13 protein-coding genes are annotated in these 15859 nt (G+C 58.6%); 6 read left to right on the top strand and 7 right to left on the bottom strand.

Features of this window, described 5'->3' with window-relative positions; genetic code table 11:
- Positions 1-9: 9 nt before the first annotated feature.
- Positions 10-1776, bottom strand: a complete 1767-nt coding sequence (locus ACMYLB_RS05820; RefSeq protein WP_415910007.1) for a DUF2779 domain-containing protein — start codon at positions 1774-1776, stop codon at positions 10-12.
- Positions 1773-2753: a hypothetical protein gene (locus ACMYLB_RS05825; RefSeq protein WP_415910008.1), complete on the bottom strand. Its 981-nt coding sequence runs from the start codon at positions 2751-2753 to the stop codon at positions 1773-1775. The genes ACMYLB_RS05820 and ACMYLB_RS05825 overlap by 4 nt, the downstream gene beginning before the upstream one ends.
- A gap of 171 nt (positions 2754-2924) precedes the next feature.
- Between ACMYLB_RS05825 and ACMYLB_RS05830 the strand changes: the two genes are divergently transcribed.
- The 6 genes from ACMYLB_RS05830 to ACMYLB_RS05855 all read left to right on the top strand — a co-directional run bounded on the left by ACMYLB_RS05830 (position 2925) and on the right by ACMYLB_RS05855 (position 9058).
- Positions 2925-3212, top strand: coding sequence for a DUF3892 domain-containing protein (locus ACMYLB_RS05830; RefSeq protein WP_415910009.1), 288 nt, complete (start codon positions 2925-2927; stop codon positions 3210-3212).
- Positions 3213-3221: 9 nt separating this feature from the next.
- The gene (locus ACMYLB_RS05835; protein WP_415910010.1) at positions 3222-3443 is read left to right on the top strand and encodes a DUF2188 domain-containing protein; all 222 of its coding nucleotides are present in this window, start codon (positions 3222-3224) and stop codon (positions 3441-3443) included.
- Between the two features lie 153 nt (positions 3444-3596).
- Positions 3597-4820, top strand: coding sequence for a hypothetical protein (locus ACMYLB_RS05840; RefSeq protein WP_415910011.1), 1224 nt, complete (start codon positions 3597-3599; stop codon positions 4818-4820).
- A complete protein-coding gene (locus ACMYLB_RS05845; protein ID WP_415910012.1) occupies positions 4817-5407 on the top strand; it encodes a condensin complex protein MksE in 591 nt (196 codons plus the stop codon). The genes ACMYLB_RS05840 and ACMYLB_RS05845 overlap by 4 nt, the downstream gene beginning before the upstream one ends.
- Positions 5404-8190 carry a hypothetical protein gene (locus ACMYLB_RS05850; RefSeq protein ID WP_415910013.1) on the top strand — a complete coding sequence of 929 codons (2787 nt, stop codon included), beginning with the start codon at positions 5404-5406 and terminating at the stop codon, positions 8188-8190. The genes ACMYLB_RS05845 and ACMYLB_RS05850 overlap by 4 nt, the downstream gene beginning before the upstream one ends.
- Positions 8183-9058: a Wadjet anti-phage system protein JetD domain-containing protein gene (locus ACMYLB_RS05855; protein ID WP_415910014.1), complete on the top strand. Its 876-nt coding sequence runs from the start codon at positions 8183-8185 to the stop codon at positions 9056-9058. Before ACMYLB_RS05850 ends, ACMYLB_RS05855 begins: the two co-directional genes overlap by 8 nt.
- A 1-nt stretch (position 9059) precedes the next feature.
- Here ACMYLB_RS05855 and ACMYLB_RS05860 read toward each other — a convergent pair whose 3' ends face one another.
- The 5 genes from ACMYLB_RS05860 to ACMYLB_RS05880 form a co-directional block, all read right to left on the bottom strand.
- Positions 9060-9323 carry a hypothetical protein gene (locus ACMYLB_RS05860; RefSeq protein WP_415910015.1) on the bottom strand — a complete coding sequence of 88 codons (264 nt, stop codon included), beginning with the start codon at positions 9321-9323 and terminating at the stop codon, positions 9060-9062.
- Between the two features lie 271 nt (positions 9324-9594).
- The gene (locus ACMYLB_RS05865; RefSeq protein ID WP_415910016.1) at positions 9595-12510 is read right to left on the bottom strand and encodes a DEAD/DEAH box helicase family protein; all 2916 of its coding nucleotides are present in this window, start codon (positions 12508-12510) and stop codon (positions 9595-9597) included.
- An 18-nt stretch (positions 12511-12528) separates the two neighbouring features.
- Positions 12529-14403, bottom strand: a complete 1875-nt coding sequence (locus tag ACMYLB_RS05870) for a site-specific DNA-methyltransferase (protein ID WP_415910017.1) — start codon at positions 14401-14403, stop codon at positions 12529-12531.
- An 8-nt stretch (positions 14404-14411) separates the two neighbouring features.
- On the bottom strand, positions 14412-15509 hold the full coding sequence (locus tag ACMYLB_RS05875) for a HigA family addiction module antitoxin (protein ID WP_415910018.1): 1098 nt from the start codon (positions 15507-15509) through the stop codon (positions 14412-14414).
- 2 nt (positions 15510-15511) lie between these two features.
- Positions 15512-15847: a killer suppression protein gene (locus tag ACMYLB_RS05880; protein ID WP_415910019.1), complete on the bottom strand. Its 336-nt coding sequence runs from the start codon at positions 15845-15847 to the stop codon at positions 15512-15514.
- Positions 15848-15859: the final 12 nt, after the last annotated feature.

Below are 15859 nucleotides of genomic sequence, written 5' to 3' on the forward strand. Positions count from 1 at the left end.
CGCGGGACCTCACGAGGTCCAATGCTTCCAAATCATCACCATCGCCATCGTATCGAGCCCGCAGTATTGGAGGAGCAGTTTGCGCCACGCCTCCTTCGCGTCTTCAGCGCGGCGCCCTGCGCCGTAAAGCATCTCCTGATAGGCTCTCATCGCTCCCGTGCCCTCGTTCACCACCTCCGCCTGATCGAAAATCTCCAGCTTGGGTAAAGTCTGATACGGATCGACGGGCACGCCGTCCTCGATTCGCACGTAAGCCTGAAACAATGGATCGGCGCGCAATGCGGCGTTTGACTGCCATACGGCCGGCAGCACCGCCTTGATCGACGTCGAGCCGCGCATTGCCGGATGGAAATAGTTGCCCAGTGCATGAGCGCATAGATCGAACAGGCGCCCTGAGCCGACTGTCCGCAAGAGCCATCCCTTCAGGTCGTCCTCGCCCAGCCCGTAGTCGGCAATTTGGCGGGCGATGTCTTCCAAGGTCGTTTTCTCGTGATGCGACCATGTGAGCAAAGTCCCGTGGTCTCCGATGACATCCCGGAGTGATTGCGCGAATCTGACATTGGGGAATCCCTCCGCGACGTTGATCCACTCCGTATGGCGGAGCGCCGCGCCCGGATGATCGATCGTATGGCAACTCCATTGAAAGGCGACCTGCTCGAAAGGCCGCATTCCGCGATGGTAAGGTAGCACCAAGCGCGAAGTCTCAAAATCGATGAAGTGCAGCGGATACGCCAGCGCCTCAAGGGTCGGCCGCAGTTGAGCGGAACGCCATTCCGTCTGCGCTTTCGTGTGCTCAATCTGAATCCGTTGCCGCTCTGCGTAACTCGTCGTCAGCGCGCTGACGGGCATATCGAACAGCGACGCTTTCTTTTGTTGAATCAGCGTATCCGCTAACGGGGCTTTCGCGGCATTCTTGATTCTCCCGAGCTGGTAGAGATCGAGCAAAGCGGGCGTCACGCGGCCGAGATCACCCCAACATTCCTGAAACCCATTGGGGCGAACGGACTCTTCCATCCGATACTCGCACTCCCGGCAATGGTAGCCAAGCGATGTCACCGCGCGCTGCGGGCCATCCTTAATCAACGGCAGCAGTTTAGTGGCGACGGCACACACGTCGTCATAGACCGATGCGACCTCGGCATCCACCGGAACCAGCCGAAGCAGCTTGCTTTGCCGGAGCGTGGGGACATCCCCCAAGAAATCGACCTCTACGGCCCGGCCCTGGCGGGTGAGGGAAAAAAGCGTCGGCAGGAGATCGATCTCGGAGACGGCGGCCTTGTCCGGCAGCAGCAGGAAACATTCGATTTTAGCGTGCGGCAGCGCCCGGGCGATGACCATGCGCTGGAATGCAACGTCCTCGATGTATTCCACCCATTCGGCGCGCACCGCGCCATTTCTACCGGCGAGCCCACTCGTCGCGTCGTAGCCCTTCGATTTTACTTCGATCAGTTGAAGACGGTCGCCCGACTTTTTCAAAATATCGACGCGGGCCAAATAGCCGTCGGACCAAAACGCGGGTTCGAACAAGGTCACGGCATCCTTTGCCATCAACATCGCGGTCTCGGCGACCGCCTTCGCCGGATCGAGATCGGCGACCATGACCCCTTCGGCAAATAACAGCTGCGCAAATTTTCCAACCATGAACCCGCCGTCGGCGAGCAACTCCATGTAGGAATCCTCGTCTAGGGTCGTCGGATACCGGTTCTTCTTGTAGAACAATTTGGTCGCGCAATTCCGCGCGACCTTGAAATCCGATTTGGAGAGATAGTGGTTCATGGAACGGAGGCGGCCGGCACCGTTCGTTTCGCCAGACGCAACAGCCGCTTTACGCAACTCGCATCGGTCCGCGGGTCTTTGCCCAGGCCGCGTAACACCGCGGCATTGCGGGCGTCTCCCCGCAGGCCTTGTCGCGTGGCCTCGTCATAATGACGCCTCGCGGCCACCGCTTCCTCCTGGCGCTGAACGCGGGCAATGCTCAGCTTTGGTCCTTGGCGCGACGCGCCGTGGGCGCGATGAAGTTTGCCGATTGCCGCCCAGTTCAAGTCGCGCCGTTTGTCGAAGCTCCAGTGTCGCGGAATCACGATCATGGTGCCATGTGGCGTGGGATTGACGCTGACCTTGAGGAGCAGTGGCCGATCCTTTTCCACCCCGTAGAGGTCCCAGCGGTAACACAAAGCGTCGAAGGTTACGAGGAACCGGGCCTTGCTGGATCGCCAGTTGAAGCTCCATCCCTCTCGAAAATTGCGCTCCTGCGACATGCGACGGCGAATGACCCCGCGCTGATTTTGGAAGCGCTCGATTTTGAAATGCTGCTTCAGTTCGGTCCAGGCGGCGCGCAGCTCCGGATCGCCCGCGAGCTGATTCTCCAGCTCCACGAACTTTGCCTGTTGGAGCACCAGCTTTTCGTAGCGCCCTTGGGAAACGTCGTGCTCGTAATCGCCCACGATGCGTTGCGCTTCCGCCGGCGGTGGCGCGCCAATCAACCGGAGCAGCAGCGTGAGCTGCCGGTCGGCGGGCGTGGCGCGTTCGACCAGCGCGAGAAGGTGGCATGCGAGACCTTCGAAATCGACCGGCCAGAGGGTCAAAGGCACGGACAGCCAATCGTAGACATTCCAAATCAGCTCGGCGTCCGCGCGGCGATTGATGTCGCGACGGCGTCGATACAGACGCCGCAGGAGGTCGCCGCACTTTTCCATGCGGCGAAACGCCAGCTGCCGAACTTTGGCCAAATCGGCCTTGAGGGAGCGTTTCATGCGCGGTGGAGGCCGGAGGGGTGAACCACGCGAATGGAGCAAGCTTTGGCCACAATCTTTGCCCCTGTCGAGTTCACACCGATGGGCTATACTGCGATTGTTCCGCAAACCTAAGCGCAGATACCAACTACTACAGACAACCCTCGCTCACGCGAACTGACCCTGACTACCATGCCCGATACTCATCAAATTCGCTGTATCAACAAAACCAACCGCTACGACGCGCACGATCGGATTCATAGCGTCGGCGGCCTCAACGGCGACGGTGGCCGTTGGAAGCTTTCGCAGTCCGAAGCCATCGCCGGCATCGAGAGCGGCAAGTGGAGCTTCTTCGTCGAGGCGAACGGCCGCCGCGCGAACGTCGTCGTCGCCGTGAGCCGCTACGGCAACAAATACCTCAAGACGGAGGCCGACGGTGAGCAGCCCGACAACCTGCTGAGCCTGCCAGAGTGTCCCTAAACGATTCTTATGTCCAAAGACCAACACGTCGTCCCTCGTGGGAAAGGCTGGGCCGTTCACGGTGCCGGCAACTCCCGTGATACCTCCCAGCACACCAAGCAGTCGACGGCCATCTCCGCGGCCCGCGACATCGCCAAAAACCAGCATGCCGAAGTGGTCATTCATGGCCGCGACGGCCGCATCCGAGAAAAGAATAGCTACGGCAACGACACGTTCCCGCCGAAAGGCTAAAACTCGCGACCGCTCCCCGATTCGCCGCGCCCCATGTGGGGGCGCGGCGATTGGAGCTATATAGGCCGGTCGGATAAGCCGCTTCGCCTGTGGCGCCGAGAAGTGTTGTCCGACCACGGCCACGCGGACTATGTTGGTCCTGCCCGATTTTCTATGCTGATTTCGCTGCAAGAAGCCGCTGGGTTCGTGAGCACGCATTACGCGGTCTTCGACGAACTATGGCGGCGTAAGGATGAGCGGATGACCGAGGCCGACCTGCTCGCGGTCATCGGTTCAGTCCAGAACGCAGCCACTCCGGCCTACCTGCTGACGCAGCTGAAACGGATGAAATTTCTCGTGGAAGCAGACGCGGAGGTCGGGGTGTGGGAATTGGCGCCACCGTTTGCCCGCTGGATCGAGCATCTCCAGCAGATTTCCCGACCAGTCTCATCCGCACGCATTCGCGGTCAGCTCGCGGAAATCGATCACAATCTGGATGCGTTTCGCGTCGCCGAGGCCCGTGGCGACCTTGCCACGGCGCGGGAGCTGTTACGGGAGACGCGCAGCGCCTTTCAGCTTTTGATTGAGGACCTCGGGCAGACGCGCGCAGCGATCGCGACTGCGGTGAGCGAGGCCAAGAGCGAACATCGGAGACAAAGCGCGGTGGAACGTTTTCGTCGGATTAATCGCTTTTGGACGGAATATCTTATTCCGATGCTCGACTTGCTCGATCCTGCCGGGCCGATGGAGGTGGCCTGCACCGCTTGGGAGAACCAACTCGCGCTCTCGTTGGAGAAGAAGTTCATCCCTGAGAGATTGGCAGCGGAGCGGATTGAAACCGAGATGCGCATTCTACGCGTCACCGTTCGGCATAGTTTCCGGTCATGTCGTGATGAACTCGAACCGCTGCACGCGCGGTTGCGGCGGGACAGCCTCTGGACCGATGGAGCTGCGCGGGTCCTGCAACGATTGGAACGAGAGGGAGTGGCCGGCTCGGTCTTCGCCAGCAGCCTGCCGGTCTCAACCTTTCGTTTCGTCGGACAGATTGCCCCGGCCGCGCTGCTCGCCAGCGCAGCCCAATGGCGCGATTTCAGTGCGCCGCCCTCCGAGATCGATTTCGCCGGCTCCGCCGCGCCGGCCGATTCTCAGGACGTTGAGGATATACTCGCCGCCATGGAAGTGGCGCCTACAAGCCTGTATCCGCTCGACGATCTGCTCGCGTGGCTGGCGCAGAACCACGGGCAACGCGGATTCAATGCCATCTTGCAGGTTTTCTCGCTCCTCGTGACCGACGCTCGCTACCAAGCGACGTTTCGTTTTCCGGTCGCCGACTATGCGTTCGCCGGCGGGGTCGTGCGGTGCGGACGCGTGAAACTCACCCTTCGTTCTGCCGCATGAATTCAGCGCTCGAACAACTCCCGCAACTCGCGGCCATCTTCCGGGGCATCAAGGCCGGCAAGCATTGGTGTTTTGGTGACCCGGAATACGACGATCTGAACGGGGTGCTTTTTGAGCGCTACCAGGCATTCTTCGCCCAACTCGACTTAAACCTACACCGCGACGTGCGTGGTTTCATTTTTGCGACCTCGGACGACGATGACTATAAAGGCAGTGACTCGATCACGCGGTTTGTGGTCTTCACTGCCGTCTGGGTCGACGCGATCGCGGACGCGGGAGAAGACATCGGCAAGACGCTCTTTACCCCAAACCAGATCATTGCCGATTTGCCCCACTTCGCCGCGGATTCGCATCGCCGCTCACTGAAGCAAGTGGGAATCGAAAACGTGACGGACCTGGCAGCAACCTTGCGATCCTTGGAGCGCCTTGGGTTCGTCGAGATGGACGGCAGCGGACGCTTTTCGCTGCGGGTTTCCTTTCACCGGCTCCTCGATGTTTGCCGCGATGCGGCTACAGCACCCGATGCGTCATCGGCACCGCCCGACGTAGGCGCCGAACCGAATGGAACGGAGGATGCCTCAGCATGAGCGCGGATACTGCAGCCTCTCGGCTCTTCGGCCCGCGTCGCTTGATCCTGATTCAGTCAGGCAAATACGACTACGCTGAATTGGATCTCACCCGGTCGTTTCAACTCGTGGGCGTCAATGGCCTGGGAAAAACGGCGCTGATCTCCACGCTGCAATATCTCTACCTCGACAATCAGCGGGACATGCGCTTCGGCCAGCATAGCACCGACGATAGTCGCCGGTTCTATTTCAAGGGCGACGCCAGTTTTATTCTCTTCGAATGCGAGACGTCACTCGGCACGGTGACGGTGGGCGCGCGGAGCCTCGGCGCGGTGGCGGGCTACGAATTGCAGCGGTTCGCGTGGACCGGAGCGTATGATCGCGCCGACTTCATCGATGAAAAGAATCGGCCGCGGGCCTGGGACGAGGTCCGCGCCACCCTGGCGACCAAGGAGCTGCGAGTGATGGCCGACACCGCGGAACTCCGCCGCCTGCTGGGTGCCGTGGACGACGAAACCAACGCCAGCTGGGAATTGGTCCCGCTGACCGACTCGCGCGACTATCCTCGATTTCGACAGACTTTCCAGCGTTTGCTGCAGCTGAAGGACATTCGGCAGGATGATTTGAAACATTTGCTCGCGGACTGCGCGAAACTCAGCCCGGCGGAGCGCGAAATCGATCTGGCGAAAGGCTCGGAAAAAGAACTGACCAAGATCAATCGTGATCGCGTGGAGGTGGCGGTCCTGCGCGCTGCGGTGGCACGAGTCAAGGAGGCGCGGGAGCTTTACGACCAAGAATACGTCGCGCGCGCGATTGCGCACGCCGCCACCCAAGAAATGCAGTCCCGGTATGCCGGCTACGCTGCATGGTTCAAAAGTGAGACCAATGCCCTCTATGCAGTGCGCGATGCAGCTCAGAAAGAGTTTACGCGCTTGGAAAGCGAACAAAAGGAACTCCAGCATTCATTGAAAGAAGCGAACCAAGCCGCCGGCGGGGTTAAGGCGAAGCTGGATGCCATCATCGAGGGGCGCACGCGCTATGCGGACTTCGTCCTTGAAGTGGAAGAACAGGTCCGGGATCGCCTGAGCGATGAGGTGAGCGGACTGAAGATGCGGTTAGCGGATGTGCCGAAGGAAGCCATTGAAGTGCTGACGCGCCAACTCGGGGAACAACAAGCCCAGCTCGCCCAACGACAGGCAACTTTAGCGGCGATCGATCAACTCTTCATCACTTGGCTGCGGTCCCGCCTTCCGGAAACAGACATTGCTCGGGTCGGCTCGCTTTTTGACCGTCGGGTGCTCGAATCAAAGCTCGATGAACAGATAACAATCCGGAACGAAGCGGAATTGGTGCGGCGGCTCCGCGGAGCCGCCGACCGATGCGATCCGCGAGGCTATGAGGACGATGCCGTCACGGTCGAGTTTTCAGCCGGCGCGGTATCGGCTGTCAATCAGTTGGGCCATCGCGGCCGGCTGGAAGAAGAGATTCGCAAGTTGCAGCGCGAGGTGGATCGCCTCGCCCGAGACATCGAGACGGTGAAAAATGCCGCGACCTATCGCGCGCGGCTCCCGGTGGCGGAAAAGGAGTTCGCCGCCCAGCTCGGTCGGCTTAACGCCTATCAACGGTTCCGCGAGGAGATCGCCAAAGAAGCGACCTATGAAAGCGAATTCAAACGCTACGAAGCCGCGGGCAAGAAAATCGAGGAACAGCTGGTGGCTAACGAATCCGCGCGGAACGAAGCTAAAAAGAGCGGCGAAGCAGCCATCGAGAAATTCAACAGACTTCAGGAGGAGGAGGGAAAAATCCGGATCGAAGCCCGCAATCTACCTTCTGCCGATGGCGACAATCCCGGGCCGACGCCGCTGTCGACGGCGTTTGTTCGCGACCTTCCCGAATCACTACTGGAGGTTATCCGGATCACGCGTGAACGCTGCAATCAAGCCCGCAGCCGAGGGACGCAGCTGGCCGGGACGATGAGCCTGCTGGACAAAGATTTTCTCAACCCGAGTTTCCGTTACGACCACGCGGCCCCCGTCGTTGATCGGCTCTCGCAGCTCGAAGCGGAAATCGCCTCGCTCGACGAGCGCGCGCAAAATATCGAAACACGGTGGACGGCGTTGTTGACGGACGCGCGGAGCAGTTTCGCCACGGTGCTCAAATCGCTGCGCGCCGTTACGCGCCAAGCTCAAAAGCTGACGGGGGAACTCGGCAAGATCGAGTTCTCTAGCCTCACTGAGGTGCGTCTCGAGATTGTTCCCAACGCCGCAGCGGTCGCGGAATATGAGCGGCACTCCAAGGACTCAGCCCAACCTTCGCTGTTCGACACGGCGGAAGAAGCCGACCGAAAGATGAGCCAGTTCAGCCAATTGCTGCAGCGACGCCCAAAACTACTGCTGAACGAGCTTTTCTCGCTGCGTTGTGATGTGCGCCGAAAGGACGGCCAGCGGAATTCATACGACAACTTTGACGAGGTCGAATCGACGGGCACCACCGTGGTGCTCAAGGTAACCCTGAATCTGCTCGTGCTGCGAGATCTGCTGGTTCCGGGCAAAGCGCGAATTCCTTATTATCTAGACGAAGTCCATGCGCTCGACCGGCAGAATTTCGGTAACATTCTCCAGCTCTCCGAGCGTTTGGGCTTCATCGGTATCTATGCCGCGCCCACCGCAGCCATCGGTCCCCGCCGATTTGTGCATTTGGTGCCCGACGCCAAAGGTCGCCTCGTTGTGACCGCGGCACATCGAAAGGACATCTTGCGGTCGCCCGATGACGTGACGCCGCTCAGTGAGGAATCCCATGGATGACGTGCCCCCATTCTTGCGTCGGCTCATCCAACAGCAGCGCCTGGCGGGCAGCGATCTTTCCGCGCAGGCAAGAAAGCAGATTCGTCCCCTTTTGGCGGGCGGTGTGTTAGTGACCGAAAGTTCCGGCAGAGGTGAGGTCGTGGAGGTGCGTAAGCCGGAGCAATTGCTGGCGTGGGCTCGGAAAACGTTTCCTTCCTTTGAGGGGCGATGGCAGGGTCCGGCCGAATTCGGCCGGGCACAGTCAATCGCCCGACGACGGAGCAGCAAAGCCGCTGGGAGTGGAGCTGGAGCAGGCGTGCTCCACCTACGGGCGATGGCCGACGGACGCGGCACGGCAACCGTCAACGGCGTCAATTTTCCGGTGCGCGAGCTGACGGCTCAACACGGCGTCGCCGCATGCCTCGTCAGGGCCGATACCCAGTTCGAATTTACTGGCCAAACCGTCTTGGTTGAAAATCTGGAGTGCTTTCTGAATGCCGAGCGCATGCTGCCTGAGGCGTCGATTTTTCTCAACGGTGCCGGGCGTTTATCGGATCAGCTCATAGCATGTTTGGGTCGATCCAGTTTTTGCTCGGGACCGATTGTGTATTGGCCGGACTATGATCCAGTTGGTCTAGCCGACTACGTTCGGATGCGTCGCATCCTCGGAGAACGAGTGTCTCTTTACGTTCCCGGTGACATCGTGAAAAAGTTCGGATCTCTCGCAGATTCAAAATTGATTACCGAGAAGCCCAGGAATCGGTTGCTGCTGGAGAAGTTGTCAGGGCTGGAATGGCCATGTGAGGCTTCGAGGATCGTATTCAATCTTATCAAAGAGAATGGCGCGGGCCTGGAGCAAGAGGCACTCTTCATCGAGGCTAAACAATAAGCTATCCCTTGGGCTGGCGGATTTGATCGGACTCCGATTCCAGTCGGCGTTCGCGGATGAGGCCGTTGATGAGGGAACGCACGGTTTCTTTGATGGCGGGGCCAGTGCGGGTGAAACCAAGCCAACGGGCGAACCCCTGCGCGGCTTCATCACGCTCCGTCCAGGTGCGGCCAAGCGAAGCGAGAAATTGGTCTTTGAGAAAGTCGCGTTCGTAATCCTCAATCGAGCGACAAAGAAGCGAAAGTTCCCCTCGTTCATTTTTCAAGATGCCGCGACGAGTGGCGGACAGGAGGCCAGAGGCAAGGGTCTCTTTTATGACGGGCCCGAGCCGCTTGAAGCCGAGGATAGTGGCAAGGTCTCGTAGCGTGGTTTCACGGTCGCGCGATTCGCCATCGTTGAAGAGTTGGCGGATTACGGCGGGAAGCGCGTCAGGGTCGATTCCGTTAATCGAGAGAGCAGGCGTAGGGCTTTGGCGGGGGGAGAGGGATGGCGTCTTTGACTTTAGGGCTGCCGGATGAGCCGAGGGGCCGGCAGCCCTAGACGAGAGGGATCTCGTCCTTATATCCTGTGTGTATGCCTAAATCCGGTTGAGGGATCAGCGGCGATTCAACTGGAATTGCGTCTGCGGGCGGCTGGGCAGCCGCTGCGGACAGCAAGCCACCTCGGGTGATGTGAACCAGTTCCGAGAAGTAGGAGCACGCGTTGCCATCGAATGTGGATTGATTGATGCGGATGTAGGCCCAAGACGTGTTGGTCTCCTTGCCGATCCGCTCGCACCAGTCGGTGATCGCGTCGTCCTTGGCTTTGACTTGGTCCGTGTCGAAAACACGGCCTTTGGTCTCGATGATCCAGTTGGTTTCCCCCTCGTCGGTCTGCTGCACGGCTACCCAGTCGGGGTAATAGAAGCCGATTGCTCCGGTAGGCTTGAGGTAGTCCACGCGGAAGGCGGTATTGCAGTCGCCTTGTTCGGTGGTGCCTAGCGCAGCGAATCGCTTCACGTCTTTGGCGGCGTCGAGGAAAAGCCCGAAGCGGCGTTCGAAGTCGTTGTAGGTGGCGACGTAGTTGAAGACGGTCTTCTTGCAGATGAGCGGGCCCGCGCTGAGGTTGCGTCTCCACGTGAAGGGCTTGGTGGCGCTTAACTTGAAGTTCGCCTTTTCGAACTCCAGCGCTCGCTTGTCGACTAGGAGGGTGGCGAGGCGGTGGGCGAGGCGTTTTGCGACGGCCTCCCGGATGTCTTGGCGGGTGAGGTATTCAGAAACTTTTTTGCCTTCGTCGGTCTCCGCATCTATCGAGACGCGGCGACCAAAGCAGCGGTGCTCCACGTAGGTTTTCACCAGCGGATAAAGTTCGGCGAAGCGGCCTCCGAGCTTGGCCATGTCGGCGACGCGATTGGTCAGGTAGGCGAGGGTTTCGTGGATGGGCTTCGCCCCCAAGTTCACCACCGCCATACCGACGTGGGTCTGCGTAGTCCCGAAGTGCATCTGGAGTTCGATGCGGTAAACCTCGGAGAGGTCGGCGTCTTCCAAGATGCTGTCGATCTTGAGCACATCCACATCGGCGAGTTTCTGGATGTTGTGGATCAGCGAGGGCTTGGTGAGAGGGATCCAGATATCGTAGGTTGCACGCTCGTTGGTGGGCGCCACGGTGATGGGCTGCGGGGGAGGAGTGCCGGTGTCGCCGACGCCGACGCCTTCACTCTCCAGGTTATCTTTAAGTGTCTGGAGGAGGTTTTGGGTGCCGAGCACTTCGAGGGTTTGCGTGCGGTCAGGGCCGATAGCGGTGCGGTCCATGAGGCGAAGACCGCGGCCAATTACCTGTTGGGGCAGGATGGCGGTGCCGAAGGGGCGAAGACCGAGGACGACCGTGACGTTACGGACGTCCCAGCCTTCCTTCAGGATCATTACGCTGACGATGGCCCTGATCTTGTTGGTCGGCTTGTCGATCTCGTTGGCGGCGATGCGGGCTTTTTCGAGGTCGCCAGCAGTGATCTCGCCATCGGTGTTGGTATGAATGACGAGGACCTCGTTGTCCTTGAAGCCGTGGGCCTCGATCAGGTGCTGGCCGATGGCGTCGGCATAGTTGGCGCGCTCGACCATGACGAAGAGCACGGGGTTGAGTTTTACGGGCTTGTAGGCCTCGCAATGAACTTTCCAACGAGCGACAGCAGACTGGATCCAGTAACCGTATTTGTCGCAGACGTTGTCCTTGTTTACTCCGGTCGGGTCGCTGGGCGGGGCCTTAGACTTGCTGGTCTGCCTGACGATAACAGGGGCTTTGACGATACGATCCTCGACTGCTTGGGCCAAGGGGTAGTCCACGATGATCCAAGGGAAAAACAAGTCGCCCTGCTGGGGGGTAGCCGAATAATCCAGCCACAGCGCCAGGCCTTTTGGGTGGGCCTTGTGGATGGCCATAAGGCTACGGTGCCACTCCAGCTCGCTGTCGTGGACGTGGTGAGCCTCGTCGTTAAGGACGACGACGTTTTTGAGGGATTTGATGCGCTCCAGCATGGAGCGGCCTTTGTTGACACTGTCCTTTTTGACCGGCGTGCCGAGCAGGGCTTCGATGGCGTTGGCGGGAGTGGCTGGCTGGTCGCGCCCCTCGTAGAGCTGATGGATATTTGTGATGAACAGGTTTCCGCCTGCATCGGGCTCGGTGAAGTCGCCTCGCTTGATGACTTTGAGGTTCATCTTGCCCCACTCGGGCGGCACCAAAGGTATTTGATTGAAGATCTTATTGCCGTCGAAATCGCGTTCGAGGCGCTGGTGAACGATGACGTTGGGGGAAACGATGAGGAAGTTGGTGGACAGGCCGAGATCGGCGGCGGCACCGCTCGCGGCTTCGCGCTGGCGGTAGTAGCACCAAACGATGCAAAGGGACATAACCCAAGTCTTGCCGGAGCCGGTGGCCATTTTGAAGGCGTGGCGGCGCATGTCCTTAGCGGGCAGATCTTGGGTTTGCTCGCTATCGGTCTCTGAAACGTAGCGGCGTATCTGCCGCGTGCCGTCGGCGAGCGTTTGGAAGGAGTAGCCCTGGCCTTCGAAAAGCCCGGTGCCATAAACCGAGCCGAATTGCTCTATTGCCGGGATGGCGTCGCGGTGGCCGCAAACCTCGACGACGTAAATGAGCGTCTCCACTGCTTCGCGCTGGCCGAAGTGGTAGCGGAAAGGCACGGGAAAGCCTGTGACCTGATGATCTTCCTCGAACCAATACTGCAATAGGCGGCGAGAAACGGCGGATACTCCGGGATAGCCCTGATTACGCCACGCGGTGACTGCAGAGCGCAGCTTTTCGATCAAGAGAAGCTTGCTGGGACGGCGGCCTGGGGCGATAGCCCAGCCGCCCTTTACGGCGGGTGCTTTAACGAGGTGATAGGTCGGCGCCTCCCATGCGCAACGGCTGGGGATTTCCGGCAGATCCTGATCGTATTGAACAACGGGAATGGCGGGCATAGCGAGGAGCGGGAGTGACTACTTGACCTCGATTGTGTAGGCTTGGGAGGTATCGTTGCCAAAGATGTCCACCACTTTGACGAGGACGCGGTAAGTGCCGGCTTTTTCGTATTTATGAACATCACTGGAAAGAGCCAGTGATCGGTCCTTGCGGGTGCGGTAGGTGACCCAGCCCTGCATGAAGCTGTCGTTCTGGAAGTCCCAATCCACGGCCCAGTAGTCAATATAGTCGCTCCACTTTTTCACCTTTTCACGAACTTCCTCCGGAATCAGTTCAGTGTTGGGAATAACGAAATCCTTTAATGTAATTGAGACATGAAGTCTTTTGCTCTGGTTGATGTCTATGTTTAGGTAAGCGAGTTCGAAAAACGTGATATCGCCTTTGCTTACAGCCTGCTGCTCCATTACTTCGCGAGGGATTTGCAGTAAAAGTAGCTTAATTCCCCGCTGCTTCGCTATGTCGTGCATGGGGCTGCCTTTTTTCACTCCGTTATTGGGGCCTGCGAGACCCATCTCCCATTCCCAGCCAAGTATATGAAGCTCTGGCTGCTTGGTTTTCACGCACTCCTCAATCGCTAGCGAAACCTCTTCGATGGTAACTGGCGAATCGAGCGCGCCAATATGGACCATTGCACGCCCCTTTTTGCCGTGAAGGTTCACCATCCCTGAAATAGGCTGCGCTTGATAAAGGCGCAGTATGAATGCTAAATATTCGAAGAATAGCTTCTCCTGGCTTCCGCCGTGACCAAGCGTTGCATCCTGCCAGTATTGGCGTTCGTATTTCCCGAGATTTAGGATTTCGAATGGCTTACACCTATCGTGGCCTAGTAAACGCTTCCTCGTTGTGTGGATTCCCCAGCGGCCCAAGTCGGAACCTATCCAGCGGCGGCCCAAGCGTTCTGCTGCGTATAAAGTCGTTCCGGAGCCGCAAAAAAAGTCTGCTACAATTGATCCAGGGTTCGAAGCAGCGGAAATGATACGCTCCAACAAGGGGACAGGTTTTTCTGTTGCATATCCAGTTCTATAAGTCCCATCGATTGGGTATCTCGCAGCAATAGCCATTTCCCACCAATCCTCCGGAATTTTGCCCTTTTCTGCTAAGTCATATGTTTCTGCCACAAAACCAGATCCAGCTAACCCTTTTTTGAAATTTTCGCGGGTTTTTTCATTATGAGTTACCCGCACGTCATCTGCGTTGAATATCCACTTTGGACCTTTAGCTACCCAAAAAATGGTATCATGTTTACGGTTGAATTGCTTCATCCCGGGCGAACCCGGGCCAGTGTAGCACCACGCGATTTCATTTACTAGTGAATCCGGACCGAATACCTCATCGCAGAGCAATTTCAAATAATGCCCTTTGTGCCAATCACAGTGCAGGAAGAGTGATCCATTGGGACTGAGAAGATTTCGGATCTGAACTAAACGATCCCTCATCATCGACAAGTAACTTTCATTGCCCCGGCCCCATGTGTCTCTATACGCTTTCTCTTCAATCAATGATTGTTGTTTTTCCACTTCCTCGCCGCTATCGCCGATTTCCGTCGTGAACGAAAAATCGAGCCCTGTAGCAAACGGAGGGTCGATGTATATTAGATCTATTTTGCCCGCAAACTTCTCCTGCAAGGACGCCATCACTAGTAAGTTATCGCCCCAGATTAGTTTGTTTCTCCATCCGTCCTCGAAGGTTTCGCCTTCCTTTCCGGCATAAGCCTCAAACAGCATATCCAGTTGTTGAGGTTGCTTTTTCGATTCGCGGGTTGCGCGGCTTTCGTGAACCCTTTCGATTACTTGAAACGGCAAGTTGACGCTAGGCACCTCGCGTAGCGACCCATCCTCATTATATTTCCCGGGCCAGATCAGCTCGGTTTTGGAGACGTCGATTTTAGCCATGAGGGAGTTCAGTTAGTATTAAATTGGAAGCGGCGTTTGAGGCCGTTGTGGTGCGTGAATGGGATTACTTTATCGTGCTGCAACCTGCCGACAACAATACCGGCGGCGATGCCCTGGTGCGCAGCGAACTGCTCGACCTTAGTCGCGGTGATTGGCTTGAGCGCCACCAGATCGCGGTAGGCGGCTCGCGGAATGAGGAAATCGGCGGCGAAGGCATTGGCCTCCTCCTCTTTGCGCTGGGTGTCCGCGTCGGCAGTGCCGGCGGAGGATTCGATAAACACGTCCCGCTTGCCGTGCTTGAGGATGTGGGCGGCCTCGTGGAAGAAGGTGAACCAGAGGAAGTCGTCAGCCTTGCCGCGAAGACTGAGTTGAATGATCGCCTTTTCGGGCGTGAGCCAGCGGGTGGCGCCAAAGGCGCGGGTGCCCGTGACCTCGGGGACGAAGACCAATGCCACCCCCGCCTCGGCGCAAAGGCGCTTCATCAGGGGCTCAAAGGTCTCGGGCTCGCTGATAGTATGCCGACGTATCTCGTGAAGCGCGGCGCTGAACTTCTCTTTATCGAAGGGCTGGGTGACGATCTGCTGGGCCTCGCGTTCGCCGGCGCGGAGCCACGCGGCAACGGATTGGGGGTGAGCCTCGAAAGCGCGCGATTTCCGAAAAGCGACCTCGGGCTGCTGCCAGAGCTGGCGCCACTCCTCCACCCCGGCGACGCCGAAGAAGCTGAGGACCGCACGAAGTTGTTCGATGGGGTCTGAGAGCTTGGGCACCCAGCCCATTTTGAAGAGCTGAGAGAGGGGGAACTCCTTTAGCCACGTGACATCACGCTGGAGGGCCTCGGTCTCGGCGACACGGGCGAGTTGGGCCTCGTAGTTGCGCTGGGCGTTGTTCCAGAAGGAGGCGGGCACGCCGAGGACGCGCTCAAGCTGAAGGGCGGTATCGGCGGTGATGGCGGCCTTGCCTTGGATGATCTCGTTGACGGTCTTGAGCGGACGGCCGGTGCGCTCGGCGAGTTCCTTTTGGGACATACCGATGGCTTCGAGCGTTTCGAGCAGGGTTTCGCCTGGGTGGATGGCGAAATCGGGCTCATAGTTGTGCTTGGTGCTCATTTTTAGTGGGGATCGTCGATGCGGAGGATCTTAACGCGGGTGATCCTGGCCCAATCGAGTCCGCCGTCGGGCTTGCGCGGGGTCTCGGAGTGGTCGGGGATCAGCATCAGGCGGTAAGGATGTTTCACATCCACGGAAATCTGTTCGTCGTTGTTTGCTTTGTGTTCATGGACCCGGGTCTGCGGCAGCTTGGACAGATCGGCGAGGGTCTCGGCGGCGGCGATCTGGGTAAGCCGCGTGAGGATGCGCTTACCGTTATCGGGCCCGTAGGTCCTCAAGACGTCCGTCCCGCTGTTGAGCAGCTTGGCGAGTTTCTTGTTGGAGTAAGAGATTTCCATGTAGGGCGGAGA

Origin of the sequence: Oleiharenicola sp. Vm1 (assembly GCF_047777955.1) — a bacterium.
Classification (GTDB): Bacteria; Verrucomicrobiota; Verrucomicrobiia; order Opitutales; family Opitutaceae; genus Didemnitutus.

Excerpts from the sequence above, each read along its gene's own strand:
- ACMYLB_RS05850 (WP_415910013.1), top strand. The coding sequence starts at position 5,404 with ATGAGCGCGGATACTGCAGCCTCTCGGCTCTTCGGCCCGCGTCGCTTG.
- ACMYLB_RS05820 (WP_415910007.1), bottom strand. The coding sequence starts at position 1,776 with ATGAACCACTATCTCTCCAAATCGGATTTCAAGGTCGCGCGGAATTGC.
- ACMYLB_RS05825 (WP_415910008.1), bottom strand. The coding sequence starts at position 2,753 with ATGAAACGCTCCCTCAAGGCCGATTTGGCCAAAGTTCGGCAGCTGGCG.
- ACMYLB_RS05870 (WP_415910017.1), bottom strand. The coding sequence starts at position 14,403 with ATGGCTAAAATCGACGTCTCCAAAACCGAGCTGATCTGGCCCGGGAAA.
- ACMYLB_RS05880 (WP_415910019.1), bottom strand. The coding sequence starts at position 15,847 with ATGGAAATCTCTTACTCCAACAAGAAACTCGCCAAGCTGCTCAACAGC.
- ACMYLB_RS05840 (WP_415910011.1), top strand. The coding sequence starts at position 3,597 with ATGCTGATTTCGCTGCAAGAAGCCGCTGGGTTCGTGAGCACGCATTAC.
- ACMYLB_RS05830 (WP_415910009.1), top strand. The coding sequence starts at position 2,925 with ATGCCCGATACTCATCAAATTCGCTGTATCAACAAAACCAACCGCTAC.
- ACMYLB_RS05835 (WP_415910010.1), top strand. The coding sequence starts at position 3,222 with ATGTCCAAAGACCAACACGTCGTCCCTCGTGGGAAAGGCTGGGCCGTT.
- ACMYLB_RS05845 (WP_415910012.1), top strand. The coding sequence starts at position 4,817 with ATGAATTCAGCGCTCGAACAACTCCCGCAACTCGCGGCCATCTTCCGG.
- ACMYLB_RS05855 (WP_415910014.1), top strand. The coding sequence starts at position 8,183 with ATGGATGACGTGCCCCCATTCTTGCGTCGGCTCATCCAACAGCAGCGC.
- ACMYLB_RS05865 (WP_415910016.1), bottom strand. The coding sequence starts at position 12,510 with ATGCCCGCCATTCCCGTTGTTCAATACGATCAGGATCTGCCGGAAATC.
- ACMYLB_RS05875 (WP_415910018.1), bottom strand. The coding sequence starts at position 15,509 with ATGAGCACCAAGCACAACTATGAGCCCGATTTCGCCATCCACCCAGGC.